Annotated in this window: 23 protein-coding genes; 11 read left to right on the top strand and 12 right to left on the bottom strand. The window is 57.7% G+C overall.

Going from position 1 to position 26,990, the window contains the following annotated elements; genetic code table 11:
- The first annotated feature begins 7 nt into the window (after window positions 1-7).
- Window positions 8-1,315, top strand: a complete 1,308-nt coding sequence (locus BLR97_RS12965) for a carboxylate--amine ligase (RefSeq protein ID WP_089706956.1) — start codon at window positions 8-10, stop codon at window positions 1,313-1,315.
- Window positions 1,316-1,480: 165 nt separating this feature from the next.
- Here BLR97_RS12965 and BLR97_RS12960 read toward each other — a convergent pair whose 3' ends face one another.
- Window positions 1,481-2,005: a phasin family protein gene (locus tag BLR97_RS12960; RefSeq protein ID WP_089706955.1), complete on the bottom strand. Its 525-nt coding sequence runs from the start codon at window positions 2,003-2,005 to the stop codon at window positions 1,481-1,483.
- A 365-nt stretch (window positions 2,006-2,370) separates the two neighbouring features.
- On the opposite strand from BLR97_RS12960, the gene BLR97_RS12955 reads away from it, so the two are divergent.
- Both BLR97_RS12955 and BLR97_RS12950 read left to right on the top strand, forming a co-directional pair.
- On the top strand, window positions 2,371-2,889 hold the full coding sequence (locus tag BLR97_RS12955) for a gamma-glutamylcyclotransferase family protein (RefSeq protein WP_089707051.1): 519 nt from the start codon (window positions 2,371-2,373) through the stop codon (window positions 2,887-2,889).
- A 267-nt stretch (window positions 2,890-3,156) separates the two neighbouring features.
- Window positions 3,157-4,326 carry an alpha-hydroxy acid oxidase gene (locus tag BLR97_RS12950; RefSeq protein WP_089706954.1) on the top strand — a complete coding sequence of 390 codons (1,170 nt, stop codon included), beginning with the start codon at window positions 3,157-3,159 and terminating at the stop codon, window positions 4,324-4,326.
- Window positions 4,327-4,439: 113 nt separating this feature from the next.
- On the opposite strand, the gene BLR97_RS12945 is transcribed toward BLR97_RS12950, so the two are convergent.
- Window positions 4,440-5,675 carry a permease gene (locus BLR97_RS12945; RefSeq protein ID WP_089706953.1) on the bottom strand — a complete coding sequence of 412 codons (1,236 nt, stop codon included), beginning with the start codon at window positions 5,673-5,675 and terminating at the stop codon, window positions 4,440-4,442.
- 255 nt (window positions 5,676-5,930) lie between these two features.
- Here BLR97_RS12945 and BLR97_RS12940 point away from each other — a divergent pair, with 255 nt between their 5' ends.
- Window positions 5,931-6,998 carry an AbrB family transcriptional regulator gene (locus BLR97_RS12940; protein WP_244511305.1) on the top strand — a complete coding sequence of 356 codons (1,068 nt, stop codon included), beginning with the start codon at window positions 5,931-5,933 and terminating at the stop codon, window positions 6,996-6,998.
- Between the two features lie 86 nt (window positions 6,999-7,084).
- On the opposite strand, the gene BLR97_RS12935 is transcribed toward BLR97_RS12940, so the two are convergent.
- Window positions 7,085-8,377: an MFS transporter gene (locus tag BLR97_RS12935; protein WP_089706952.1), complete on the bottom strand. Its 1,293-nt coding sequence runs from the start codon at window positions 8,375-8,377 to the stop codon at window positions 7,085-7,087.
- 249 nt (window positions 8,378-8,626) lie between these two features.
- Here BLR97_RS12935 and BLR97_RS12930 point away from each other — a divergent pair, with 249 nt between their 5' ends.
- The gene (locus BLR97_RS12930; RefSeq protein WP_089706951.1) at window positions 8,627-8,914 is read left to right on the top strand and encodes a sll1863 family stress response protein; all 288 of its coding nucleotides are present in this window, start codon (window positions 8,627-8,629) and stop codon (window positions 8,912-8,914) included.
- 22 nt (window positions 8,915-8,936) lie between these two features.
- Here the strand turns inward: BLR97_RS12930 and BLR97_RS12925 are convergent, their stop codons facing one another.
- Together BLR97_RS12925 and BLR97_RS12920 are read right to left on the bottom strand one after the other, a co-directional pair.
- The gene (locus tag BLR97_RS12925) at window positions 8,937-10,139 is read right to left on the bottom strand and encodes a toxic anion resistance protein (RefSeq protein ID WP_089706950.1); all 1,203 of its coding nucleotides are present in this window, start codon (window positions 10,137-10,139) and stop codon (window positions 8,937-8,939) included.
- A gap of 63 nt (window positions 10,140-10,202) precedes the next feature.
- Entirely contained in the window at window positions 10,203-11,144 is a 942-nt protein-coding gene (locus tag BLR97_RS12920) for a cobyrinic acid a,c-diamide synthase (RefSeq protein WP_089706949.1), read from the bottom strand.
- 307 nt (window positions 11,145-11,451) lie between these two features.
- Here BLR97_RS12920 and BLR97_RS12915 point away from each other — a divergent pair, with 307 nt between their 5' ends.
- The gene (locus tag BLR97_RS12915; RefSeq protein WP_089706948.1) at window positions 11,452-12,615 is read left to right on the top strand and encodes a zinc-dependent alcohol dehydrogenase; all 1,164 of its coding nucleotides are present in this window, start codon (window positions 11,452-11,454) and stop codon (window positions 12,613-12,615) included.
- 90 nt (window positions 12,616-12,705) lie between these two features.
- Here the strand turns inward: BLR97_RS12915 and BLR97_RS12910 are convergent, their stop codons facing one another.
- The 6 genes from BLR97_RS12910 to BLR97_RS12885 form a co-directional block, all read right to left on the bottom strand.
- Window positions 12,706-13,323 carry a TPM domain-containing protein gene (locus BLR97_RS12910; RefSeq protein WP_089706947.1) on the bottom strand — a complete coding sequence of 206 codons (618 nt, stop codon included), beginning with the start codon at window positions 13,321-13,323 and terminating at the stop codon, window positions 12,706-12,708.
- 60 nt (window positions 13,324-13,383) lie between these two features.
- Window positions 13,384-14,145, bottom strand: coding sequence for a TPM domain-containing protein (locus BLR97_RS12905; protein ID WP_089706946.1), 762 nt, complete (start codon window positions 14,143-14,145; stop codon window positions 13,384-13,386).
- Window positions 14,145-14,705, bottom strand: a complete 561-nt coding sequence (locus BLR97_RS12900; RefSeq protein WP_089707049.1) for a LemA family protein — start codon at window positions 14,703-14,705, stop codon at window positions 14,145-14,147. Before BLR97_RS12900 ends, BLR97_RS12905 begins: the two co-directional genes overlap by 1 nt.
- 157 nt (window positions 14,706-14,862) lie before the next feature.
- On the bottom strand, window positions 14,863-16,050 hold the full coding sequence (gene iadA, locus BLR97_RS12895; protein WP_089706945.1) for a beta-aspartyl-peptidase: 1,188 nt from the start codon (window positions 16,048-16,050) through the stop codon (window positions 14,863-14,865).
- Entirely contained in the window at window positions 16,047-18,683 is a 2,637-nt protein-coding gene (gene cphA / locus BLR97_RS12890) for a cyanophycin synthetase (protein WP_089706944.1), read from the bottom strand. Before cphA ends, iadA begins: the two co-directional genes overlap by 4 nt.
- The gene (locus BLR97_RS12885) at window positions 18,680-19,534 is read right to left on the bottom strand and encodes a cyanophycinase (RefSeq protein WP_089706943.1); all 855 of its coding nucleotides are present in this window, start codon (window positions 19,532-19,534) and stop codon (window positions 18,680-18,682) included. Before BLR97_RS12885 ends, cphA begins: the two co-directional genes overlap by 4 nt.
- 342 nt (window positions 19,535-19,876) lie before the next feature.
- On the opposite strand from BLR97_RS12885, the gene BLR97_RS12880 reads away from it, so the two are divergent.
- Complete coding sequence (locus BLR97_RS12880) at window positions 19,877-21,178, top strand: ATP-grasp domain-containing protein (RefSeq protein WP_089706942.1); 1,302 nt, start codon at window positions 19,877-19,879, stop codon at window positions 21,176-21,178.
- A gap of 60 nt (window positions 21,179-21,238) precedes the next feature.
- Window positions 21,239-23,281 carry a CocE/NonD family hydrolase gene (locus BLR97_RS12875; protein WP_089706941.1) on the top strand — a complete coding sequence of 681 codons (2,043 nt, stop codon included), beginning with the start codon at window positions 21,239-21,241 and terminating at the stop codon, window positions 23,279-23,281.
- Between the two features lie 152 nt (window positions 23,282-23,433).
- On the opposite strand, the gene BLR97_RS12870 is transcribed toward BLR97_RS12875, so the two are convergent.
- A complete protein-coding gene (locus BLR97_RS12870; RefSeq protein WP_089706940.1) occupies window positions 23,434-24,348 on the bottom strand; it encodes a cation diffusion facilitator family transporter in 915 nt (304 codons plus the stop codon).
- A 288-nt stretch (window positions 24,349-24,636) separates the two neighbouring features.
- On the opposite strand from BLR97_RS12870, the gene BLR97_RS12865 reads away from it, so the two are divergent.
- From BLR97_RS12865 to BLR97_RS12855, 3 genes are all read left to right on the top strand, one after another.
- The gene (locus BLR97_RS12865; protein ID WP_089706939.1) at window positions 24,637-25,497 is read left to right on the top strand and encodes an ABC transporter substrate-binding protein; all 861 of its coding nucleotides are present in this window, start codon (window positions 24,637-24,639) and stop codon (window positions 25,495-25,497) included.
- A 62-nt stretch (window positions 25,498-25,559) separates the two neighbouring features.
- On the top strand, window positions 25,560-26,228 hold the full coding sequence (locus BLR97_RS12860) for an amino acid ABC transporter permease (protein WP_089706938.1): 669 nt from the start codon (window positions 25,560-25,562) through the stop codon (window positions 26,226-26,228).
- A gap of 20 nt (window positions 26,229-26,248) precedes the next feature.
- On the top strand, window positions 26,249-26,989 hold the full coding sequence (locus BLR97_RS12855) for an amino acid ABC transporter ATP-binding protein (protein WP_089706937.1): 741 nt from the start codon (window positions 26,249-26,251) through the stop codon (window positions 26,987-26,989).
- Window position 26,990 lies beyond the last annotated feature (1 nt).

The following is a 26,990-nucleotide window of genomic DNA, read 5'->3' as shown; positions in this document are numbered from 1 at the left end:
ACATCTAATGTCGATAACATCAGAAAAGCAATTACCCGAAGCCGTAGCCGCCTGGCGTGACCCTGAAATGGATTCGGTGAAAGGAACCGAGACCCCCAAGGATCCAAACAAGGGTTATATCGCCCTGCTTGGCTGGAGCGTTAATGCTATCAAGGCGGCGCAAAAGTTTGACCGCCGTTATGTCGTCGTTGCTCCGGAATGGGCTGCTGATTTCTGTACCGCCAACAACATACCTTTTATCCCATGGGACTTTATTCGTCTAAATGATCGATCCATGGAAATCGCCGAAAGGTTGAAAGCAGAAGGCGTTGATGTCGCTATCCCGCTGTTTGAAGAAACCGTCGAGTGGTCAGGTGCTATTAACTCTGTCCTTCTCGATAGTCCTCGCATGTACGGTCAGTCCATTCTGTTCCGTGATAAGGCTTTGATGAAGCGCCGTGCTCAGCTTGGCGGTATCCGCGTCGGGATCTTTGAGGAAGCACACGAGAAAGACGACATCGTTCGCTTCATGAAGCGCGTTAACCAGACGCTGCTTAAACTCGACGGTGACCCGGATGACCCGATTCACGTCAAAGCATTCGACAAGGCTGGTTGCCTTGGCCACCGGATGATCCGTACGTTAGAAGAAATCGAACACATTCCGGACGAAGAATATCCCCTGCTGATGGAAAGTCATCTGGATGGCTGGGAGTTTGCTGTTGAAGCCTGGATCCACGATGGCAAAATCCAGTTTCTCAACATTTCAGAATACGTAACCCTAGGCTACTCAGTGTTCGTGCCCGCTACAAAAGAACTCGAAAGCTGGCGCAATGCGATCACCAAACAAATCGAGCTGTTAATCAAAACCTTTGATATCAAGTTCGGCTTGATTCACCCCGAGTACTTCGTCACGGCTGATGGCGAAATGTACTTTGGTGAAGTGGCTTATCGTCCGCCCGGATTCAAGGCTTTTGAGCTGATCGAGCAAGCCTATGGCTTCAACGCCTACCAAGCGTCAATGCTGGTATTCGATCCGAAAAGCACGAAAGAAGAAGTAGCGGCATTCTTCCCCAAAGAAGTGGTCGATGCCAAAGGTTATGCGGGCTGCTTCGGCGTATACCCACGCCGTCGTGTTGTCAGCAAACTGGAAATGCCCAAAGAGTGCGTTGATCACCCCTATTTCGTGTCACACGAACTGGTCGCGCCAGCAGAAGAGACGGTTCCTGACCGGTCGGCCTTTGGTACGCATTGGGGTCTCATCTTCTTCTTTGGTGACGATCCCATCAAGATGCGCGATCTGCTAAAAGCCCAGGAGGATCTGGACTTCTACGTCTAGGTTTCGTCAACGCGTTACGTTTCTCTGTTGGAACGTGTATCAGCACCTGGAATACGCAAACGCCGGGTGCTGTTAATTGATACCTACATGTATCTCGTGCAAAAAGGGGCCGTTTTCTTTTGGAAACGGCCCCTTTAGCTACAATTTACAGTAAGAATAGCAGCCTTACTTGTTGGACGTACTGGTAGACTTATCGCTTTTATCAGCTTGCCGCTGATTTTTCTGCTGAGTATCTTCGAGATTTTCCTTACTCTGCTGCATGCTCTCTTCGACCTGCTCCTTGCCTTTCTGCATGTTTTCTTCGAGCTGCTTACGACCTACCTGCATACTCTCCATCGCTAGCTGCTGGCTTTCTTGCAGGAATTCCTGGCTCAAGGCGCTTATTTTTTGGGTGTCGTCCTTCAAACGATCACTCATTTCACGAACAGTTTGCTGCTGCTCTGCGGCTACCTTCTGAAAACTTTCGGCGTCCTTAACGTCAAGCCAGGAACGGGATTGGGCCAAACTCTTTTCAGCAAAAGCGCGAACAGCTTCGAACTGAGTTGAGAACAGCTTTTCATAATAATCTGTCGTGAGCGATCCATAGGCACGTACCGGCTCGACGGTCGATTTTTCAATCTGTTCCTTGGCGCGTTTCGTTGCTTGCTCCGCATTCTGATCACTGTCTTTCTTAGTCTTTTCAGCGCTCATCTGACACCTCCATGCCATGTAACAGAATAAATCGAAAATGCACTGACTCATGAACATTGCCCAGCAAACAGCTTGGCATCGTCTTCATCAGCGATGATCGGAAGTAAGTTGCGTTACATTGACACTCCAAGCACTTCTCTTTCGTAACGCCACTTTCAAACGATCCATTAAAGCCTAGTCCGTAACAGCCAATCGCTCTGTGCGGCTGCACACCCAAACGGGCTGATTGCAGAATCCCAGTTACATCTGCCACAGACGCTACTCTCTGCTGGCATTTTGAAGGGTGCTTCAGCAAAGCATCATGAAGAAATATCATGCGTATCAAGCTGCATAAAAACGCGGCGCTATTCATTAAGGAGGCTTCTATGCTGTGTTTTACCTATGGGTCGAATATGTCGACGCATCGTCTGGCGGCGCGGATTCCGGCGCGTTTAGTCACTACTGCCAAGCTGTCCGATTATCGTTTGGCCTTTCATCAGCACAGTAGCGACGGCTCGGGAAAGTGCGACATTGTGCCAGTGACCGACCAAGGGGCCGTTTACGGCGTGATTTGGGAGGTCGCGTCTCACCACAAGCCAACGCTGGATGGCTTTGAAAGCCTGGGGCACGCCTACGATGAAACCTGGTTAACCGTAACCGACCTCAACAATCATCAGCCGCTGGATGTTCAAGCATACGTAGGAAAGGTGACGGCGCCAGGGATACTGCCGTATAGCTGGTACAAGCAGCATGTGCTAGCTGGCGCACGCGAGCATCAGTTGCCGCCCGCCTACATCCGCGCGCTCGAAGGAATTAAAGCTTGGGATGACCCCGATGCCGAACGCCATGCCCGTGAAATGGCGATTCATACGCCCGAGCTTTCGTTAAATCGCCGAGGAGGTTGAGCGCTTGTTAACGGATACGCACTCGGGATGTGTTAAGCATAGCTAAGCCTTTGTCGACCTCGACACCCTTGGCAAGCTGGGGGCGGCGGGGTTAATTTATCTGGTCGGAGTGTGTATTCACGGTAGTATTCTGTTAAAAAAGTAATCGGTGATGGGCAATGAAAAGTTTGGTTTCCTCGCTTAGCAGGCCATATTACAAAAACGTTCATTACCTGACAGCCCCGCCGATGGCACCCGCTGCCTTCCTCACACTTCATAGGAGTCCACATGCCGGTCTATACCAATATCGAAGATCTCCGCCGTCATTATGTTCGACGTACCCCCAAGATGTTCTATGACTATGCTGAGTCAGGCAGCTGGACAGAGCAGACCTTTCGCGAAAACACCAGCGACTTCCAGCACATCCACCTCAAGCAGCGGGTGGCTGTTGATATGTCGGGGCGCACGACGCGCAGCCAGATGATTGGGGAAGACGTGTCCATGCCAGTGGCTCTGGCACCGGTGGGACTGACCGGCATGCAATCGGCCGATGGGGAAATCAAAGCGGCTCGGGCGGCGGAGAAATTCGGTGTTCCGTACACGCTTTCTACCATGTCGATCTGTTCGCTTGAAGATGTAGCCGAGCACACCACCAAGCCCTTCTGGTTCCAGGTCTACACGCTTAAGGATGACGACTTTATGCGTCGGCTGTTCGAGCGTGCCAAGGCGGTCAATTGCTCCGCAATTGTGGTCACGGTGGATCTACAGGTGCTTGGACAACGCCACAAAGATATTAAGAACGGACTGTCAGCGCCCCCCAAACTAACCCCTCGCTCAATCGCCAACATGGCCACCAAGATCCCCTGGGGGCTCGAAATGTTGCGCACCAAGCGGCGCTCATTCGGCAATATCGTCGGCCATGCTAAAGGGGTGACGGATCCTTCGTCGTTATCCACTTGGACGTCGGAAGCATTTGATGTCTCGCTGGACTGGAAGCGTATTGCCCAGTTCAAGGAGTGGTGGGGTGGCAAGCTGATCGTCAAGGGCATCATGGCGCCCGAGGACGCACGGCGTGCCGTTGAGATCGGCGCGGACGCAATCATCGTCTCCAACCACGGCGGACGCCAGCTGGACGGTGCGGTCAGCTCCATCCGCATGCTGCCGGCCATCATGGATGCTGTCGGCGATGACGTGGAAGTGCATCTCGATTCAGGGATTCGTTCGGGGCAGGATGTGCTCAAGGCGCTGGCGCTGGGCGCCAAGGGCACCTATATCGGCCGGGCCTATACCTATGGGCTGGGCGCTGCGGGTGAAGCTGGCGTCACGCGAGCGCTCGAGATTATCCATAAGGAACTGGATACCACCATGGCACTCTGTGGAGAAACGGATACCCGCAACCTGGGCGAGCACAATCTGTATGTGCCTCAGGGCTTTGGCGACCCCACCGTCAAGCTTTGAAGCCAAGCGGGCAGCCCCAAAGCTGCTCGCTCACCTGCCCTGTTTTCTGCTGATTACCAACTCTGGTACGTGAGAAGCGCCTAACTAAAGGCTAGGCGCGCCAGCTCAGCATTTCACAGCAGGGGAATCGTGACGCCACCGATCAACCAGACTAGCGCTATAACCACCAGAACCCGCAGCACCTTATCGGTCCTTGAGGCACCACCATGATCATGGTCGTGATGAGCATGATGATGGGCGTGCTGCTTCTTACTCTGACGCCAAAACCAGACCAGTACCGCTGTCATGGCCAGGAAAACAATATTCAGTACGCTTTGGTAGTTCCATTTAAAAAACTCCCGCTCGCTCATCGCCATCTGACCGCTGAAGTCCGGCAACAGGCCAAGTAGGGCCAAGCTGTAGTGCATGATCAAGGCGGCACAGACAATGCCGACCAACATCAACGCGAGGATATACAGCGCCATTTTCCAGCCATAGTAGGAAGCGTTGATTCTCAGAACCGGCAGCACGACCAGGTCGGAAAAGATAAAGGCCATAACGCCGGCGAAACTCACGCCCTGAGCAAACAGAACGGCGGCAAGCGGGATGTTGCCCATAGAACCAATGAAAGTGAAGAAAGCCGCTAGCGGCCCCACCAGCGTTTGTGCCAGTACCGCAAGAAAGCCTGGGTTAGCGGCATTTTCCCCGCCCGACCCGATAAAAAGGGCTTCAAAGAAGCTCTGGGGCACCATGGCGGAAATAATCCCAGCGATAGTGAAACCGATCAGCACATCCTTCCAGACCATCTGCCATTCCATCATGTAGGTCTGGCCGATCTGCTGCCATCCTGCCTTGCTGGTTAGTTTCTCTTTCCAGTTTTTGCCGGCGCCGTCGCCATCCGAATCGCCATCAACCATTTTCCTGCGGGCCTGAGCTTCCAGTCGGCGTGGACGGGTAATACGGACCAGCAACCAGGTCAACAGGATCAGCAGAATGCCGCCAACGTACTCCCCGACGACGAACTGCCACCCTAGAAAAACGGCGATCACCATGCCCAGCTCAATGACCAGGTTGGTGGAAGCCAGCATAAACGCCAGCGACGGGGCGAGGCCGGCCCCTTTGTTGAAAATCGCCCGGGTGGAGGCAAGCGCCGAGAAACTACAGGAGCTGGAAATAAAGCCAAAAAAGGTGCCTAGCGCAATGCTACGCGGCCCATCCGTACCCATGGCCTGCTGCATTTTCTTGCGAGTAACCAGCACCTGGATCAGGCTGCTGATGATATAGCCCAGAACAAACGCCCACAGGGCCATCCAAAAAAAACCAAGACTAGTGGTTGCGGCCTCATGCCAGAGAGTTACAAAATTGTTCAAATCATTGCTCCTATCCGCTTGGTGCTCCCATAACGACCTTGGTGGCAGAAACTACGTCCATTTCTTACTCACCGCAGACGCCGATCAATCTTTTAACCATAGCCTATCGCACACCCTACAAATCAACGGTAGCGACGCGAACATTAGTGTGTCCTGTACAATAGCAAGACGCCTCACTACGTATCAGCGTCTGCTCTGGGCCCGCCTCTGCATTATCATGGCGGGCCCAGATGTTTGATAAGGAGTTATCGAATATTGAACACAACAATTGCGCAACCGCTGATCGCACTGTGTCGGTTTCTACCCACACTGGCGTTGGGGCTGATCGGTGGCGGCATTGCCTACTGGCTGAGAATGCCGCTGCCCTGGCTGCTCGGCGCCATGATAACCACCACCGCCGCGAGCCTGATGGGCTTGCGGTTGCGTTCGCCGGGGCGGGGCCGCAAAGGGGTGTTGGTAGTGATTGGGGTGATGCTGGGCTCGGCGTTTACCGCGGATATGTCCGGCGATCTGCTGGCGTGGCTGACCAGTCTCGCCATCATGCTGCTAGCCACGGCGGTGATGATGCTGTTTTCGGTATGGTTTTCCCGACGGGTCGCGCACCATTCCATGGATACTGCCCTCTATGCGGGCGTGCCCGGTGGCGTTTCGGCGGTTACCGGCATGGCCTTGGACTCTAACGCCGACCTGCGCGTGGTGGGCATGACCCATGCGGTGCGCATTTTGATCCTGTTGGCGGCCATTCCACCGCTGTTAAGCGGGATTGGTCATGTCAGCCTGCAACCCACCGGCATGAGTCTGGATCAATGGTTATGGCTGCCCAGCCCCAAGGATGCGGCGTGGCTTGCGGGTGCCGGTCTGCTTGGCGCCTGGCTAGGGCAGCGGCTACACCTGCCCAACGCGCTATTGTTCGGGCCTGCCCTGATCTCAACGGGCCTTCATCTTTCGGGGCTGACCCACGCCTCGCTTCCCCCCAGCCTTATCGCCATGGCCCAGGTGGTGATAGGTGTCTCGGTAGGTGTGCGTTTCGCCGGTACCTCACTGGCCGAGGTACGACACACGTTGATCATGGCCACCCTGCAAGCCGTCATACTGCTACTCATCGCCATTGTGGCAGCGTGGGGCATACACGCCTTGACCGGCGTCTCGTTAGCGGCGGCGCTGCTCGCTTATATGCCTGGCGGCGCCCCCGAACTGAGCCTCGTGGCCCTTTCATTGGGTATAGACCCGGCCTTCGTCACTTCGCACCACCTTCTGCGCATCACGGTACTGATCCTGGTATTGCCGCTGTTGTTGCATTATCTAAAGCGGGTGCATGTATAACCAAGACTCACCATGCCGGATTTAATTAAAAACTACTGTTTTTTATACGCATTAATGGCAACAACTCATTTTTCTAAGCATGCCAATTAACGGGTATCGGCGTCTTCGGCAACAGGTTCGACGGGTTCACCATTTTCGTCCAGTAGTTGCTGGTCATAAGCTGCCTGAAGGCCGGTGTCTTCCACATGCTCCGCCTCGGGCTGCGGCTCTTCATCATCGGTCAGATAGTCGATATGGCCGGGGTATAGCGGCGAGATTACCGCCGTCAGGATGCCGATCACCGTAAAGATCGCGAACGCATCCGCGTATCCAACGCTTTCGACCAGCCCGCCGATCACCGGCGAGCCCACCGCCTGCCCAAGCGCGCAGGCCATGAACGGCAGCACCGGCCCCATCGATATGCGCCCCGGCAGCAGCCGGATGCCGGTCATCAGATAAAGTCCCGTCAAACTCATGTAGGCCAGGCCGAACACCATCGCGGAAAACATCGCCAGCGGTAACTGGCTTGGGCTTGCGGCCAGCAATGCCAGGCTTGAGGATAGCATCATCAACATCAAGGCCTGGGTAATAGGCGGGTTGTTACGGTCGGCCAGATCACTGATGACGGCACCACCCAGCCCGGCGATACCCACCGCAAACCACAGCCAGCCGGTATTCTGGGCAGGCAGCGCGCCGAGGTTCACCAGCAGGTCGGGCGCAAAAAGCCAGTAAGGCGCGGATACAAAGCCCATGGCAAAGGCAAACAACGTCAGCCGGATAAGCCGCGACCACTGCACACGGGCGATGGGCGGTGGCGGCGCCGCGTTGGCGGGGATGACACGGGATACCGAAGGAATGAAAAACCATGCCGCCACGACCCCGAGCCCGGCCAGCACGGCGAATATCGTGTAGGTAAGCCGCCAAGCATCTGCCAGAAAGACTACCGTCGGCACGGCCACGATGATGCCGATGCTGGTACCGGCATTCATGATCGAGCTGACGCGCCCATGCATCGAACGGCTTACCAGCGCCTGCATCGCCGCCGTCAGTGCCGGCATCATCAAACCGGTACAGATGCCACAGATAAACACACCCACACCCAGCGAGAGTGACGTTGACGACTGACTGATCAGGGCAAGACCGCCAAGCCCGAAACCACCGGAAAGCGCCGCCAGATTACGGGCGCCGAGGCGGTCAGCGGCGAGAGGTGCCACCAGCGTGGCCAGCACAAAACTGATGAACGGCAGCGCGCCGATGATACCGACGACATACGACGACAGTGACAACTCATCGCTGATGGAGGGTACGAACAGACCAAACGCAAAGCGCGCAAGACCATAACTGATGGCGACCAGCGCCGCACCGAATAGGGCAAACCCCATGTTCGACAACGTCTTCATACTAGGCACTCCACCGCCGCTGGTTACATGTATACAAGTCCGCTTTGGTTATTGTGGTAGTAACCTTGGTTATGAGCAATGCAGAAGCCCTACCAATGGGAAAAACCACCCATCAATCGGCCCGCGCGCGTGGCGAAGCCGCTAAGTGCGTTAGCCAGGAGACGCTGGTATAAAGGGGAGAGCCTAAAATGTCGACGGATCATCAACGCCGAATCCGTCATCGCCGTTACCGCAAGGAGAGAGTGCACCATGAATCAACGCGACGAATTTGTTGAGGAAATGAAAGCCCGGCTCGACGAGTGGAATAAAGAGATCGACGAGCTGATCGCCAAGGCCCGCCAGGCCAGTGACGAGGCCAGGGTCAAGTACCACGAGGACATCGAGCGGCTCAAGCAGCGCCGGGCGGAGACACAACAACGCCTCGACGAGCTTCAGCATTCAAGCGAAGCCGCCTGGGAGACGGTCCGCCAGGGGATGGAAGACTCCTGGGAGTTGATGCGCAAGGCCTTCCAGGACGCTTCTTCGCGCTTCAAGTAGCCGCGTAGGCCATTCCGCCACGTCAGTGAGTAGCGGCGCCGTCCGGGGGTTGCGACGCGTTACCCTCACGGAGACGCTCGATGGAGGCGCCCCCCTGCTTGGCAAGGCTCGCCAGGCGGTCGATCTGTTCATCCAGGCGGGGCAGGGCCTCCTGACGGTAGCTCGAGAGATCGTCGATCGCACCCATGACATCGCCGAAGGCCTCCTCAAGCACCTCCATGTCGAGCATCGCCCCGGAGGCCCGCTTCTGGATATCCACCCCCTGCTGGCGCAGCGCCTTGGCGGTGCCGCCAATCATCTGCGAGGTGGTGTCATTGAGGGCTTCGACGCGATCCAGCACCAGGCGCTGATTGGCCATGGCCATGGCCACGGTCACCGCCACGGTGAGCGCCGAGACGGTAACGTTAATCGCCCTATCCACGCCGCGCATCAACTCACGGTTGTTGCGGATGATGACCTCCAGCGCCAGCACGCCCTGCTGACTCACCGCCAGCTGCTGCTGAAGGTCGACAATGCGCTGGCGTAGTGGGAAGAGCAGTTCCTCCTCAAGGAACTGACGCCGTGGATCATTGGCATCGCGGGCGGCAATTTCGTCTTTCAGACGGCGATCGATCAAGCGACCCAGGGCAATTTGACGGTTCAACTCGCCCAGGATGTTATTGAGGGCTTGCTGGTCATCGCTGAGGGTGAGGTTGTCGCGATGCAACATGTCGCGACCGCTCTCCAGTTCCTCGATGATGGCATCCAGCGCCTGCTGGGCATTCTCGAACTTGCGGAAGTAGCGCTGTAGGCGGCTGTCGATGCCGGGAATGATCGCCATGACGCGGTCCAGCGCGCTTGGCGCCAGGCGATGGCGGGCAGGATCGAGCCCCTCCATGCGCCCACGCAGATTGGTCAGCGCCTTGGCAACCGGCCCGCCTTCGTCGCCCTGGTGAGCCAGCTGGCGCAGCGGCGTTTGCAGCATGGCGCTGCGATGGGCCGCCTGCTGCTGCAGTTCCAGGCCCATCTCGTCCACGGCACGGCGCTGGCGAACCACCGACGCCTCGTCATCCCCGGCGAGAACCTCCTCGACGAAGTGGTCGGCCATCGCCTCAAGCTCAGGGTCGATGTCACGGTCATCAGCGTCGACCGAGTCGGCATCGGCCTGGCGGACGCCCACCTGGTCGGCGATCTCGTCTACCGGTGGCAGGGAGAGGCGACGTTGGTCATCGGATGGCTGAGTCATGGACATCTCCTGGGCTATTAATAAAACCGTTGCCAAAATCGCAGGGTAGCGCCAAGCGGCGCATTACTCCTTGCGCGCATAACGGTCTGCGCCTTCGACGAAGCGGCGCAGGTCTTCAAGCGCCGTCTCGGTGGTGACCGACGCCTGCGGGCGCGCCGTCTCGATGCGCGCCATGGAAACAGCGGTATCATCGAGCACGGTCAGCGCCGATTCGATGCGCGCAGAGAGCTCGTACAGGCGGTGCTCGGTCTCCACCAGCAGATCCAGGCGGCGCACCAAGGCGGCACGCTCTTCTTCGCTCAGTTGACTGCCCTCGCGGTTCAGGCGACCCCGCACGTAGTCGCCGTCCACGCTCACCACCCCGCGCGCCTGGGAGGCCATGGTCGTCAGCGTATCCACCGCGCCGAAGCACACCTGGGTGACCAAGCCCTGGGAGCGTTTGAAGGCCAATTCGCCATGCTGAAAACGCTCGCCGAGCACGTCCATCACATGGCGGTAGCGGCTGTAGAGGCGGTCGGCCAGAATCGCCAGGTCGGGGCGATTAACGTCCAGCAGGCTTTGCTTGACCCGGCACATGGCCAACACAAGCTCGTCGGCACCTTCGGGGGGCCTTGCCGGGTCAAGCACCGACACCCCCGCCTCATGGGCCCTGCGTTCCTCCTGGGCACGGCGTTGCTGTGTCTCGGCCACGCGCTGAGCAGCCTGACGACGCTCACGGCGGCGGGCCAGCCAGCCGCGCAACGTGCGCTCGACGGGCAGCGCCACCGGAATGGCCACGATGCCCGACAGCCAGCCAAATAGGCTGGGACTGAAACCACCCCACAGGGACGTCAGCCACAGCAGCATGCTAATGAAGGGAACCAATAGGCAGTAGCGGAAGATGACCTGCAGCCGACCGGGCGCCGGCCACGGAAGTGCCAGGCCAGGGTTATAGAGGCCTACCAGCAGCCAAGGCAGGCAGGTCATAAACAGGCCATAGGAAAGTCCCTGCAGGAATCCCAACATTGATACGACTATCCTTAATTTATGGAACGCAAACGCCGAGTGTAGAGTAACCGAGATGGGGCCGCTAAGCACCCATTAGGCACACGACGGGCTAACGGTGCGCCACGCACTGCATCGACCGAACCGAGACCTGCTTGACAGGCTTGTGGGCACTTACTAACTTGAAGGTGTCCCTCCGCAAGCCTCAGCCTTTCATTCAATCTTTTAAACGTAAAGCATGTATTTCTAGTGCGTTCAGTAGACCTGATGCCTGGCGACAGTTGGCTGTGGCCTGGAGACACGGAGTCCCTAGTGACAAGGAGTCACCATGAAAGCATTAACCTGGCACGGCACCCACGATGTTCGCGTCGATAACGTCGACGACCCCAAGATCCAGGAGCCCCGCGACGCGGTTATCAAGGTTACCGCGACCGCGATCTGCGGTTCCGACCTGCACCTTTACAATGGCCTGATGGGCGGCATGCAGGAAGGCGACATCATCGGTCACGAGTTCATGGGCGAAGTCGTCGAAACCGGCTCGGCGGTGAACAACCTTAAAAAAGGTGATCGCGTGGTGGTGCCTTTCACCATCGCCTGCGGCAGCTGTTTCTTCTGCAACAAACATCTCTACTCGCTATGCGACGAGTCCAACCCCAACGCCGACATGGCCGCCAGTGCCATGGGCCACTCGCCATCCGCACTGTTCGGTTACTCGCACATGTTGGGCGGGATTCCCGGCGGCCAGGCCGAATATGTGCGCGTACCCTATGCAGACGTCGGCCCGATCAAGGTCGAATCCGACCTGCCCGACGATAAGCTTTTATTTCTGTCGGACATCTACCCGACCGGCTACATGGCCGTGCACAACTGCGACATGGAAGCCGGCGATACGGTCGCCATCTGGGGTTGCGGCCCAGTTGGCCAGTTCGCTATACGTAGCGCCTGGATGCGCGGCGCTGGACGGGTGATCGCTATCGACCGGGTACCCGAGCGGCTCAAGCTGGCCAACGAGAAAGGCGGCGCCGAGGTGATCAACTTCGAGGAGACCGACGTCTACAGCAAACTGCTGGAGATGACCGCCGGACGTGGGCCGGACTGCGCAATCGACTGCGTCGGCGCCGAGGCCCACGGCCAGGGCGACCCCGAAGCCGAGCGTCGCAGCGCGGATTCCAGCGAGGAGAACCATCCCACAGCGATCAACGAAATGATCATGTCAGTGCGCAAGGGCGGCCGACTGTCGCTTCCCGGTGTATATACCGACAAAGTCGATGGTTTCGCGCTCAACGCGCTGATGAACAAGTCGTTATCCGTCAAGAGCGGGCAAACCCACATGCAGCAATATCTCAAGCCGTTGCTCAATACGGTGGAGCAGGGGCTAATCGACCCTTCGTTCATCATCACGCACCGTTACCCGCTAACTGATGCGCCCGAGGCCTATGCCCAATTCAACGCCAAGCAGGACGGGTGTATCAAGGTGGTAATGACGCCGTAATGCGCTTTAGATAAACCACACGCAACTGACCAAAAAGCCTCGCCGTTACGGCGAGGCTTTTTGTGATTATTGAGCGGATTACGACGCTCGTTACTCTAAAATCACCAGATGATTGGGCAGCTCGTTGCGCTCGTGGGTAGCCGGCACGTGCTCCTTCAGCAGCTTGCCGCAGGCGGCAATGCAGTCAAGAAAACCCTGCCGGGTCTCGCCCTGGTGCACCTTGGCGGTGAAATCCGCCACGATGTCTTCCCACACCTTGTTGTCCAGAACGTCGGCGATGCCCTGATCCACCAGGATCTCCACATAGCGTTCCGCTTCCGAGACAAAGATCAACATGCCGGTACCACCGTCGGTATGGTGCAGACGCTGCTCCAGGAACTGCCGCCGCGCCAGGTTGGAGGCGCGCCAGTAACGCACCTGCTGGGGAATCAGGCGGGTGTTGATGTTGGGCATCCGGAACAACAGGCTGAGCAGGATGAACGTGCCCCACTGCACCAGCAACAGCACGTCGGCACCGAACCAGTTGCCGACGTAATTGACAATACCCGGCACCAGCAACGCCAGGATGCCGGCCCAAAGTAGGGGTATATAGCTGTAGTTATCGGACTGAGCCGTCAGCACGGTGACCAGTTCGGCGTCGGTTTCCCGCTCTACCTCGTTGATAGCAGCGGTAACGGCTTCCTGATCGCTTTTGCTTAGTAATGTCATGATTGTGTGATTCTCATTGTCAGGTGTGAGGATTCAGCGCGTACGGATAGCCCTGCGGCGTTACCAGCCACCGGAGGCACCGCCACCGCCGAAGCCGCCACCACCGCCGCCAAAACCGCCGCCACTGCCACCGCCGCCGCCACGGCCACCCATGGCAGCGCCGAGCAAGGCCGCACCGACGAGGGCAGCACCCCCGCGTCCTCCACGGCCACCGCGACTGCCGATAAAGAACACCACCGCCAGCATGACGATGAAGAGCAGCCCCACCACTCCAGCGTTAGGCTTTTCCTGGGCTGAACGGGTCTGCTGACCCTCGGGAACCGCCATGGGCTCGCCGCCGAGAACCTGGATCATGGCAGCGGTTCCGTTGACGATACCGGCCTCAAAATCGCCTTGGCGGAAAGCCGGGCTGATCGCCTGATTAATGATGACAGAGGATTGGGCGTCGGTGAGTCGGCCTTCAAGGCCATAACCCACTTCGATGCGGATGGCCCGCTCTTCCTCGGCCACGATCAGCAGGGCGCCGTTATCCTCGTCCTCCTGGCCAATCCCCCAGTGCCGGCCCAGTTGATAGCCGAAATCCTCAATCGGATACCCCTGCAGATCCGGCAGCGTGACCACCACCACCTGTTCGGTGCTGGCATCTTCGTGGGCCTCAAGCATCTGGGTCAGGCGTGTTTCCACTTCCGGGGAGAGCATCTCTGCCCGGTCGACCACCCGGCCAGTCAGTTCGGGAAACTCAGGCGTTGACTGAGCCCAGACGGTGACCGGAAGCCATAGTAGGAACGTCAGCAGCAGACTTTTGCGAATCAGGGTAGCCATCAGAAGTCCACCGCTGGTGCTTCATCGGCATTTTCCGTGGTGGCCTCGAAGTTGGCGCGAGGCTCCAGGTCGCTATATAGCATGCTGTGCCAGATTTTGCCCGGGAAGGTGCGCAGCTCGGTGTTGTAGCGCTCCACCGCTTGAATGAAATCCCGACGCGCAACGGCAATCCGGTTCTCGGTGCCTTCAAGCTGTGACTGCAAGGCAAGGAAGTTCTGGTTCGACTTCAGATCCGGGTAACGTTCGGACACTGCCATCAGGCGGCTCAGGGCACTGCTCAGCTCACCTTGGGCCTGCTGGAACTGCTGCAACTTCTCGGGGTTGTCAAGAATGCTCTCGTCCACCTGAATTGAGGTGGCCTTGGAGCGCGCTTCAATCACCGCGGTCAGGGTTTCCTGCTCCTGGGCCGCAAAACCTTTGACGGTTTCCACCAGGTTGGGAATCAGGTCGGCGCGGCGCTGGTACTGGTTTTCCACCTGGGACCAGGCAGAGGTGACTTGCTCATCATAAGTGGGGATGTTGTTGATCCCACAGCCGCTGAGTAACAACACCAGCGCCATCACGGACGTCAGCTGCCAGACAGCCCGCTGTTGAAACGATTTGTAAAGAATTCCCATAGTGCTCTGCCCCGGAGGTGGATGCATGAAAAAGGGGAGATGCCCGGCCCGCAGACGGAGGCATTGAACTACCCTTAGTATGAGGGCAGAGCAACTGAATTCAAGGTGGTGAGCGTTCTGTGCGACTCGCGTCATAGACACATTTGCCCGCCACGAACGTCTGCTGCGGCTGGAGCTCGCTGTCGAGTAGCGTCACATCGGCATCAAAGCCGATAGCCAAGCGTCCTTTGCTTGCGTGTAAACCGAGCACTCGGGCCACGTTTCCCGAAATCAGGCCCAGCGCCTGCTCCAGGGGCAACACCTCCTCGCGTACCAGTCGCTGCCAGTCAGCGATAAGGGTGGTATTGCCCGCCACCCGCATGCCGATATAGGCGCCCCTATCGTCGAATTCGGGCAGGCTGCCGTTGCAATCAGAACTCATGGTGATGCGCTCGACGGGGACACCGCGGCGGAGTAACCGCGACACTGCTCCGAAGCCACTCAAATCGTCTTCGTCGGCGTCGTCGAAAGCGGTTACATCCACGTTGGCGTCGAAGGTCAGCGCGTAGTCGGCGGCCTCCTCGAGCAGGTCGCGATGGCGGTTCACGTGAGTGGGAATCACTTGCTCGGCGGGAATCTCGGTCTCGGAGAGCAATCGCCGCAGTGGCTCAAGTCCCCGCTTGCCATCGCCCAGGTGGAAGTGGCATATGCCTAGCTTGCCGGCCAGCATGGCGCCCACCCGGGTATCGCTAACGATCCGTTCGACTTCATCCTGGCGCGGCTGGCTCGAGCGATGGTCCGAGATGGCGAGTTCGCCCAGGCCGATGACCTCAGGAATCCAGGCCAGATCGCGCTGAAGGTCGCCGGTCAGCGTGGGCGGCGGGACACGGTAGGCACCGGTATACATGAACGCCGAAATACCCTCGGCCCTGAGCCCGCGCACCTTGGCCAGCAGGTCGGCCGGAGAACGGCTGATGCTGTCAGTGCCCAGCACCCCCACCACCGTGCCGATACCCATCGAGGCGATCTCGTAGGCGGTGATTTCCGGACAGCGGGTACCGCATCCGCCCTCGCCCCCACCGCCGGTCACGTGGACGTGCTGATCGATAAAGGCGGGCACGGCGGTAAGATGTCGCGCCTCCACGACCCGCACCGGCCAGCCCGCCGGGATCTCGAGATCACGCCCCAGGGCGGCGATGCGGCCGTCGGCGAACAGGATATCGTTCGCCTCTAGAGGCTCCGGCGCATAGATGCGGCCGACCCGCAACAGGGTCAGCAGCCGGTTCTCCTGGGGTTCGGCGGGCCTCATGGCAACTCACCGTCTGGCGTCGTGGCGGCTGCTGACCGGAAACGGCGCCCTCTGATACGCTCAATGGCGCCCTCGACGTCGTCGATCAGCAACACCAGCAGATCGCCTTCGCTTGCCTCATCGAAGGCCCGATCCACGGCCTGCTGCTCTTCCATGATGACTTCGACCCGGCAGGCATCCGATACCGACTCAGCCCCTTCGCGCAATAGGCGGGCTGCTTCACCGGGGGTGCGTCCGCGGGCATCGGTTTCGTAGATGAAAACCACGTCGTGCATCTTGGCAAGCAGGGTGCCCAGCGTGAACAGATCCTCGTCGCGGCGGTTGCCTGGGGCACTGGCGACGCTAATCCGTCGGCGGGCCGGAATGCAGCCGACCAGTTCGCTTAAGGCCTCAAGCGCCGGCACATTGTGTCCGTAGTCGATCAGCACCTTCATGCCGTCGGCGTCGATGAGGTTGGTGCGGCCCGGATTCTGGCCTGGCGTGGGGTGGAAGGTCTGTAAGCCCATCTGGATGTCGGCGATAGACAGCCCCAGCGCATAGGCGGCGGCACTCGCCGCCAGGGCGTTGGCAACATTAAAGCGCGCATGGCCTTCGAAGGTAATCGGCACGTCCACCACCGGGATCACTTCGGCCTCAACATGGCCCTGGCGCATCACGATGCGCTCGTTGTTGACGGTAAAGGCAACGCCTTGGTCGCGGACATGCTGACGGACGGGGCGGGAGTTGGGATCCAGGGTGAAGAAGATGATCTCACCCCGAGCCCACTCCTGGCCTTCCAGCACTCTGGGATCGTCGGCATTGAGCACGGCGGTGCCGCTCTTGCTTACGGCATCAATGACTACCGTCTTGCAGCGCGCCAATTCATCCAGCGTATGGATGTCGTGCTCGCCCAGATGGTCGCTGGCGATATTGAGCAGCACGCCCACGTCGCACTCATCGAAGCCTAGTCCACGGCGCATAATGCCACCGCGAGCGACTTCCAGTACGGCGCACTCAACCGTGGGCTCGCGCAACACGATCGCGGCCGCCTGGGGGCCGCTGTAGTCACCGCGCATAATCACGTGGTTGTCGACCTCAATGGCCCCGGTGCAAGCCATGCCGACGTTGCGTCCCGCCTGGCGCAGCACGTGCGAGAGCAGGCGCACCGTGGTGGTCTTGCCGTTGGTGCCGGTGACCGCCGCGATGGGAATGCGCCCGGTGGTCTCGCTGTCGGGGTACAGCATGTCGATCACCGGGCGACCCACATCGCGGCCCTCCCCGTGAGTGGGCGAGATGTGCATACGAAAACCAGGGCCGGCATTGACCTCGACCACCGCGGCGGACTGCTCTTCCAGGGGCCGAGTCAGGGTCTCGGCGAGCAGGTCGATGCCAATGATATCGAGCCCCACCAGCCGCGCGATGCGCTCCGCTGCGTAGCGCACCTCCGGATGGACATCGTCGGTGACGTCCGTGGCCGTGCCCCCGGTGCTGAGGTTCGCCGTCGGCTTGAGGAAAACCATCTCGCCGGCCGGAATCACGCTCTGCAGGGTCAGGTTCTGCTGACCGATCAGCCGTAGCGATTGTTCGTCCAACTGGATCTGGGTCAGCAGGTTCTCGTGGCCGATGCCGCGACGCGGGTCGCGGTTTTCCACGTCGACCAGCGCCTGCAACGTGGCTTGCCCATCGCCGACCACATGCGCCGGACGGCGTCTCGCGGCGGCCACGAGCTTGCCATCGATGACCAACAGACGGTGGTCTTCGCCGCGAATATACTGCTCGACGATCACCGACGGATTGCGATGAGAGGCAATATCGAAGGCATCATTCAGCGCCTGATCGTCCTCGATGTTGGTGCTCACTCCGCGGCCATGGTTGCCGATGACTGGTTTGACCGCGACGGGATAGCCGATATCGCGGGCGGCCTCCAGCGCCTCGTCGAACGAACTGCACGACCACCCTCGGGGTACCGGAATCCCGGCATCGCCGAGTACCTGCTTGGTCCACTCCTTGTCGTCAGCGATGCCGAAGCCGATCAGGTCGGTATGGCCGGTCACCGTCGCTTGAATACGCTGCTGCCGGTGGCCGTGACCGAACTGGATATAGCTGTTTTCCTCGCTCAAGCGAGTATGGGGAATGCCACGTCGGGTGGCGGCATCGACAATGGCCGCCGTAGAGGGGCCGAGCATATGGGCATCACGCACCTCCTTGAGGCGGGTGATGATGGATGAGATATCAATTTCGTCGCCATTAAAGAGCCGGACGACGAGGTCGACTGACTCGACGCCAGCCGCCAAACCACAGGCTTCGTCCCGGTAACGGTAGACAACGTTATAGATGCCGGTTTCGTAGGAGTCGACCGTCTTGCCGTAGCCCACCGAAAAGCCGATCAGGTTCTGTAGTTCGATCGCGACGTGTTCTACCACGTGGCCTGCCCAGGTGCCACGCTCGAGCCGTTCCAGAAACCCACCGGGGCGGCCCACCGAGCAGCGGTGCTCCTGCAGAGTTGGTAGCAGTGTCGTCAGCCGCTCGACGATACCGGGGACGGTATCGCTCGGCCGCTCCTCAAGCTCACCAATGTCCAGCCGCATGAAAATGGCCGGATAACGGCTGTAGTAATTCGGACCCCGTAAGGCCCGATGATCGAGGATATTCATTGTGCGTGCCTCCCTGGCAGAATGGCGCTGAGTTCGTCGGCAACGAGATAGCGCCGTGCATCGATATCGTACCCATGGCCGCTGACCAGCGCATGGAGGATCATGTGCTCGACGGCCACAGGCTCACCCATGGCGAGGTCGGCAATGTTCGAACTTGCCAGATCCCGGCTATCAATGAGGATGACATGCCCCGGACCGATGGCTTCTAAAATGCCGTGGGGATGGATGATCACACCGGCATCCTCACCCAAGCCCACGCCTAGGTGTTCCGGATTGCTGGCGCCAACCTCCATCAGCCGCGTAAAGCGCCCGCGCTCAAGAAAGTGGCTATCGATGATCAGGTTATCGACGAAACCCAGGCCAAAGGTCATGTTAACGGCGCCCTTACGCAGAGCGTCGGCTGCCGAACCATTATAGATCATCGTGCCGGGCATGGCCGCGGCACCTGCACTGGTTCCCGCCACGACAGCGCCGTCTTCAAGGCGCTTGCGGATGGCCGTCAGAACCGGCGAGCCACCCAGCACATTGGTCAAGCGCAGTTGGTCACCACCGGTAAAAAAGATGGTGCCGCTTTGTTCGATCAGACGTACCGTCTCGGCATCGGTTGCCTGTTGACGGTCGCGGATATCCAGGCAATGAACCTGGCTCGCGCCCAAGCGAAAGAAGGCCGCTTCGTATTCAGGCAGAACCTGGTCGGGGATGCCGCTGGCCGTGGCAATGACCGCGACCTCTTGGTTGCCCTCAGGGGCTAGGACGAAAACCTTCTTGAGGATCTCGAGATCAGAGGTTCTGTCCTCGGCACCGCCGATAGCAACGAGGTGGCCGGATGCCGAGAAAATGGGTGGGGTCATATTCCTTTCGTCGCCCAGCGACGCTTTAGAGGGACACTAAAGGATTACCGAGACCGGCAATTTTGTATCGCGCGATGATAATGTTGAACCCGACCCTTCACTTATAACAGTTGGTTACCACCCAAGCCAGCTTAATAATGCCTCTTAAGGGGGCTAGATTAAATTTGCTCTCGCGCACATTTAATCTACTACTCAACAACGATAAGCCGCTATGCTTCGATCAGTGGCCTTCCCTAAGTCCTGACCGAACGCAGGACAGGTTAAGTGCTACACCCTGCCGGCTACCCGCTGCCCCTCAGCGGTGAGGACTGCTGCCAGACAAGTTTGCGCCAGGAGGCGATCATGAGCATTAGGAATATTTTTGTAGTCGGGCTGGATGAACCTAATCGTCAACGACTTGAGCATATACGTGGGGCTGAGAATTATCGATTTCATGGCGTGATCGAGCCCGCTGAAGTCAATGAGACGGAGATCTTTCCTATCGAAGACATGCTGTCCCGAGCCGAAACCCAACTGAAAGGATTTGGCGAGCCTATCGATGCCGTCGTCGGCTACATGGATTTTCCCGTCTCGACCATGCTGCCGCTGCTCTGTAAGCGACTGGGTACGCGCACGACCAGTCTCGAAAGTTTGCTCAAATGCGAACACAAGTATTGGAGCCGGCGCGTTCAGCACGAGGTGATTGCCGATTATATCCCCCGCTTTACCGCCTTTGATCCCTTCGATGCCCAGGCACTTCAGCATATTGGGGAAGCAGGGCTGTATTTCCCATTTTTCGTCAAACCCATCAAATCGTCCGGCTCTCGCCTGGGCTTCCGCATCGAAAGCCCAGAAGACTTCGCCCATGCCGTCGCGCGGTTGTGTGAAGACATCGGGACGATTTCAGAGCCTTTCAATTACGTACTTGAGCACGCCAATTTGCCTGACGACGTACGCCTGGTCGATGGCGGACACTGCATGGCGGAAGAGATAATCGGTGGGTGGCAATGTACGGTGGAAGGCTATGTATTCGAAGGTGATGTTGTGCCTTACGGCATTGTCGATTCGATTCGCTATCCGCAAGTGCTGAGCTTTTTATCTTATCGCTATCCGTCGCTACTGCCCGCTCATATTCAGGAAAAAATGCGAGAGTTGACGCGTACCATCATGGCCCACATTGGCTACGACAATGCGGCTTTCAACATCGAATACTACTGGGACGAAGTGCAGGATCGCATCTGGCTGCTTGAGATCAACACCCGCGTAGCGCAATCGCATTGCGACATGTTCGAAAAAGTCGATGGGGTCAGCCATCAGCAAATAACGGTGGATCTGGCACTGGGCAAGTTGCCCGACATGCCTTACCGCCAAGGCGCCTTCAAGGTCGCCGCGAAATACTTCTATCGCGTCTTCTTCACTGATGCTACCGTCAGCCAGGTTCCCAGCGCCGAGGAGATCGAGACACTCCAGCAAGCCTTCCCCGGCACCACGATCACGCTTCAGGTCGAGGTTGGTACGCGCTTGTCATCCCTGCCCGAGCAAGACAGCTACAGTTTTGCCCTGGCTTACGTATGGATGGGCGCAGACGACGACGTCGCGCTGGAAGAAAACTACGCACGACTTGCCGAGCAGCTACATTTCGCGTTTGAGGATATCGTCGGTTGACGCGTTCTCTTGGCGGGCATTAATCATAAGAAATACAGCCACGAAAAAGGGAACAACGTCATGCATATCGTCAGCGATTTGCCCCGCCAGGTGCAGGAAGAGGAAGATTGGATCACCCTAGCCGATGGCTGCAGGCTTGCCATCCGTATCTGGCGCCCAGTAGATGCCGAAAGCGACCCGGTGCCAGCCATCCTCGAGTACCTGCCGTATCGCAAGCGCGACCTGACGGCGATGCGCGACGTACAAACGCACACCTACTGGGCGGGCCATGGCTATGCCGGGGTGCGGGTAGATATCCGCGGCAGCGGCGAATCGGACGGGGTGCTGACCGACGAATACTTGCAACAGGAACTCGACGATGGCGTCGAAATCCTGCAATGGCTGGGTCAGCAAGCCTGGTGTACCGGTGATGTCGGCATGGTCGGCATTTCCTGGGGCGGGTTCAATGGTCTGCAAATTGCAGCACTGCAACCGCCCGAGCTAAAGGCCGTGATCACGCTGTGCTCGACCGATGATCGCTATGCCGATGATGTCCACCACATGGGAGGCTGCCTACTCGGCGACAATCTTTCATGGGCCTCGACCATGTTCGATGGCAATACCTGCCCCCCCGACCCGCAGCTGGTTGGTGAGCGCTGGCGGGAAATGTGGCAAGAGCGCCTTGAGGGCAGCGGGCTGTGGCTGTCCACCTGGCTTAAGCATCAACGCCGCGACGACTACTGGAAACATGGCTCGGTCTGCGAGGACTTCTCGCGCATCCGTTGCCCCGTCTATGCGGTTAGCGGCTGGGCCGATGGCTACTGCAATGCCGTGTTCCGACTGCTGGAGGGGCTCGACGTGCCACGCAAAGGCTTGGTTGGCCCCTGGTCGCACAAGTATCCCCATCTTGGCGTTCCGGGCCCGGCCATCGGCTTTTTACAGGAATCGTTGCGCTGGTGGGACTATTGGTTGAAGGGTAAGGAGACGGGCATCATGGACGAGCCGATGCTGCGTGTATGGATGCAGGATTCGGTGCCCCCATCTGCCCGCTACGAGGAACGACCCGGGCGCTGGGTTTCTGAACCCAACTGGCCATCTCCGCGGATCGAGCCGACCCACTTTCGCCTCACCAGCGGTCATGACCTTTTGCCTACCTCGCAGGGCTCAGATAGTGCTGTAACGGATGGCGATGTTCCTCTCTCCATACGCTCGCCACTGTCGGTCGGGCTCTATGCCGGTAAGTGGTGTTCCTATAATGCGCCACCTGATCTGCCCCATGATCAACGCGAAGATGATGGCGGCTCGCTGATCTTCCAGACAGCGCGACTCGAACAGGACATTGAGATTTGCGGGCAGCCCGTTGTCGAACTCGACATCGAAGCCGACCAGCCCGTCGCGATGGTGGCGATTAGGCTCAGCGACATCGCACAAGATGACAAGGCGACCAGGATCTCCTATGGGCTGCTTAACCTGACTCACCGCGACAGTGATGAGTTTCCCGAGCCTTTGGAGCCTGGCAAGCGTTATCGTGTGCGTGTATTGCTTAAACACATCGCGCAAAACTTTCCGGTGGGTAACGCCATTCGGCTCTCGCTCTCGACCAGTTACTGGCCGCTTGCCTGGCCGTCGCCAGAGCCCGTCAAGCTCACAGTGCATCCAGCCGGCTGTCGCCTGATCCTGCCAAGCCGCGAGCCCCAACCCGAGGAAGAGGCCGCGCTGCCCGCGTTCGCCCCGCCGGAAGCCGCCCCACCGCTTGCGGTCACCCTGATCCAGCCAAGCCAGGAAGCCTGGCGGGTCATCCGTGATCTGGCCAAGGATCAGACCACCCTCGAAGTGATCAATGACGAAGGCACTTTCCGGATTGATGACATTGACCTTGAGCTGTCGTCTCGGGTGACCGAGCGCTACACCTATTCGTACGGCAACTATGACAGTCTGAGCGGCTGGACCGAATGGGAACGCAGCTTTCGCCGCGGCGACTGGATGGTACGCAGCGTGACCCGCACCTTGATGACCTCGGATGCGCACAACTTTCGCTTACGCGCCACGCTAGACGCCTTTGAGGGCGATAGCCGGGTCTTTGCCAAGAGCTGGGACGAGGAAATCCCCCGCGATCTTGTTTGAGGGTCGGTTTTCAGCCAACCTTCCGCGTAGTGCATCCAGTAACGGTAATTGGTTCACTACGCCACATCGTCAGTGTTGGGTCGACCCAACACTGACATTGGCGACAAATAGGGTAAGTGTGAGCATCTATACGTCCATGGCATAACCGGAGGTTATCCATGCCCATAGAGAGTGGCCTCTTCATGTATGTGGTCAATGTGCTCAAACTCCAAGGTAGAGTGGGCTATGTCGAAGTGCTCGCGAAGTCGCATCTTGATATCGGCCTTAATCGTCTCGAGATGCTGCCAGCCTGCTTCGGTCACCACTACGTGGCAGTCAAGAGCTGGGGCGTTTTCTTGCATTTGCCATAAATGAACGTGATGAACATCCATAACGCCATCGACACCACGCACGGCGTCAATTACCGCCTGGCCGTCTATATCGGGTGGTGAACCTAGCATCAGTGTACGAATCGGGCCGCCAATCTCGGAAAAGGCGAGATAGAGGATGTACAGCGCAATACCGATCGTAATCGCCGGGTCTACCCAGCGCATATCGTACAGCAGGATAAGTGAACCACCGATGATCACCGCGACAGAGGCAAACGCATCGGACAGGTTATGCAGAAACAGCGCGCGAATATTGACGCTGTTTTTTTGCATTGACCACGTGAGGAACGCCGTAAGTGTATCAACGACGAGCGCCACACCGCCTATCAGCACGATCACCCAACCTTGAATCTCCGGCGGGTCGATCATGCGCATGGCACCTTCGTAAATCAGATAAACGCCAACAAGAATTAATGTGGTGTAGTTAACCAGCGCTGCCACAATTTCAATTCGGCCATAGCCAAACGTCATCTCTGCATCTGCCGGTCGCCTAGCTATCTTGCGAGCAGCAAACGCAATCACCAGTGCGGCCATGTCGGAAAAATTATGCAGCGCATCCGCAATGAGCGAGAGGCTTCCCGCTAGAATACCGCCGATAATCTGAGCGATGGTCAATAGCCCGTTGGCCCAGATAGAAATGGTCACCCGTCGATCGCCAGAGGTTGGGTCAATGGGGTGATGACCATGATGATGTTCCATGCGTATCCTCACTTTTATCAGATATTCGGCATGCTGCTTAATCCGGCCAAAACTATCGGCCTGCTAATCAACTCAATTTCTACTCTGACTCAGCTTACTAAGCTGGGGTGGTACCGACACTAAAGAGTTAGTTTCTTAAGCATTTTTTAGCTTTTATCTTTATTTTGGTACGAATTTAATTTTAAAGAAAATAATAACTTGAGCAGCGATTAAACGGTTTGACAGCTGTAACTTCTGTTGACCATATTGATAAAGCTGGAATAAAAAATTCATTAAGCACGAGGGTTAATGATGAAAAAATTAAAAGCATCGCTCTTACCTGCCACGTTGCTGAGCACCATGGTTATCGGCAGCGGATTCGCAACGACGACCTACGCACAAGATCCTTATACCGTCGGTGTAGAGGCCTCCTTTCCACCTTGGGCCTACGTGGAAGGTGGGGAATTTAAGGGGATTGCCATCGATGCGATGGAAGCCATCGCCGAAGAGGCTGGCATGCAGATTGAGTTTCGGGACATGCCGTTTCCGTCGCTCATCCCGGCGCTAGCTGCTGAGAAGATCGATATCCTCGCCACGGGACTCACGGTTACCGAAGAGCGCAGCGAGAATATCGACTTCACCATTCCTTGGTGGGAAACCAACGATGTGGTGCTGGTACCGGAGGATTCAGACCACAACGTGTTCACCGCCGTCTGTTGTGGCGCGCGTATTGGTGTACAGGGTGGGTCTTCCCAGCAGGCCTGGATGGAAGAAAACGTGGTGAATTCCAGCGATATCGACGTCGAGCTGGCCAAATACGACAATTATGTTACTGCCGTTGATGATATGGCGATCGGTCGTATCTCTTCGGTCATCGTCGACGACACCTCGGCTCAGGAATATATAAACTCTGGTAAACCAGTGAAGATGGCCGGAAAAATCTATATCCGTGCTCCCTTGGCGCTGGCAGTGTCCAAGGATGATCCCCAGGAAATATTGGGTGACCTTAACCAGGGCATTATGGCCATCTACGACTCTGGTGAATGGGGTGAAATTGTGAATGAGTACATCCCAGGTGTCACCGTACCCGCCATCCCGGGGCATATGCCTGATTTCGTGGATACTTACCAGAAGCCGGTAGCTGGTCTTCCCGAGCTTGGTAACGAATAAATCGTTGTGTTGCTGGGCATCTCACCATTAGGTGAGGTGCCCGCCTTGCTAGGGAAGTCGCCATGGATATATACGACGTATTGTTACGAGATTTTCCCTTCCTGTTGAAAGGGTTGGGGGTTGCCATCGTGCTTTTGGCGGCTCTCCTATCGATCGGCTTTGTGTTGGGCATGGCAATCTGTCTGACGCAGCTATATGGCCCCAAGTCTCGGTTCGTACAGTGGCCGCTGGTGATATACGAGCGCATCTTCAGGGGCGTGCCGATTATCATCATGCTGTTTATCTTCTTTTACGGCATCTCGGGTGTTGTGGATATTTCAGCTTTTGGCGCTGCGATTCTGGCGATGGGGCTTCGCTCGGGTGCCTACCAGTCACAGATCTTTCGTAGTGCCTTCCAGTCGGTGCCAGCCGGGCAGATGATGGCGGCTCGCGCTATGGGCATGTCTAAGATGAGCGCTATCCGCAATATCATTTTTCCTCAAGCAGCTAGGCATGCCATTGGGCCTTGGACGAATGAATTCTCTTCAGAGATCAAAGAAACGTCTTTGGCCTATGTCATTGGTGTCGTAGAACTGACCCGCCAAGCGCACTACATCATTACCAGTACCCAAGGCAATATCCTGACCGTCTTCGCCGTAGTAGCGCTGTTGTATTTCATCCTTAACCGGACAGGCAATAGCCTGCTGTATGCCTTCGAGCGCAAGCTGGCCGTGCCGGGGTTCGAAAAATAACGCTAGAGGGACGCCAAATAATGGCCAACGATCTGATTTTGGACGTGCAGGACGTTAGAAAGGCCTACGACGGCCTGGAGGTACTTAAGGGCATTAGCTTCAGTTTATGCAAGGGTGAAACCAAGGTGTTGATCGGCCCTTCAGGTTCAGGCAAAAGCACCCTGCTTCGATGCATCAACTACCTCACGGTGCCGGATGCTGGGCGAATTTACCTCAACGGTGAGGAGGTTTTAGACACCAATATTGATGCCATACGCGCGCGCATAGGCTTCGTTTTTCAAGACTTTAATCTCTTTTCCCACCTGACGGTGCTCGACAACGTGCGCATCTGCCAGATCAAAGTGAATGGCAAGCGTAAAGACGCTGCCACTGAGCGAGCGCATCAGGAGCTTGAGAGAGTCGGCTTAGCTGACAAGGCGGGGGCATATCCGGCAGAGCTTTCGGGTGGCCAGCAGCAGCGGGTTTCCATCGCCCGCGCCTTGGCCATGGATCCAGAGGTACTGTTGTTCGATGAGCCCACCTCAGCGCTTGACCCGGAATTGACCGGTGAGGTGGTTAGGGTGATGCAGCAATTGGCCACAGAAGGCATGACGATGGTTGTCGTGACCCATGAAATGAGCTTTGCCCGCCAAGCCGCCGATGAAATCATCTTCATGGAGAATGGATACATCGTCGAGCAGGGTTCGCCGGAAATCATGTTCACCGATTCCAGGCAAGAGCGGACCCGAGCTTTCCTCAACGTCATCGCAGAGCACGGGTGAG

The sequence above is a fragment of the Vreelandella arcis genome (genome assembly GCF_900103865.1).
In the GTDB taxonomy this organism is placed as follows: Bacteria; Pseudomonadota; Gammaproteobacteria; order Pseudomonadales; family Halomonadaceae; genus Vreelandella; species Vreelandella arcis.
The sequence above is the reverse complement of the archived record's forward strand: the minus strand, read 5'-3'. Positions and strand labels throughout refer to the sequence as shown.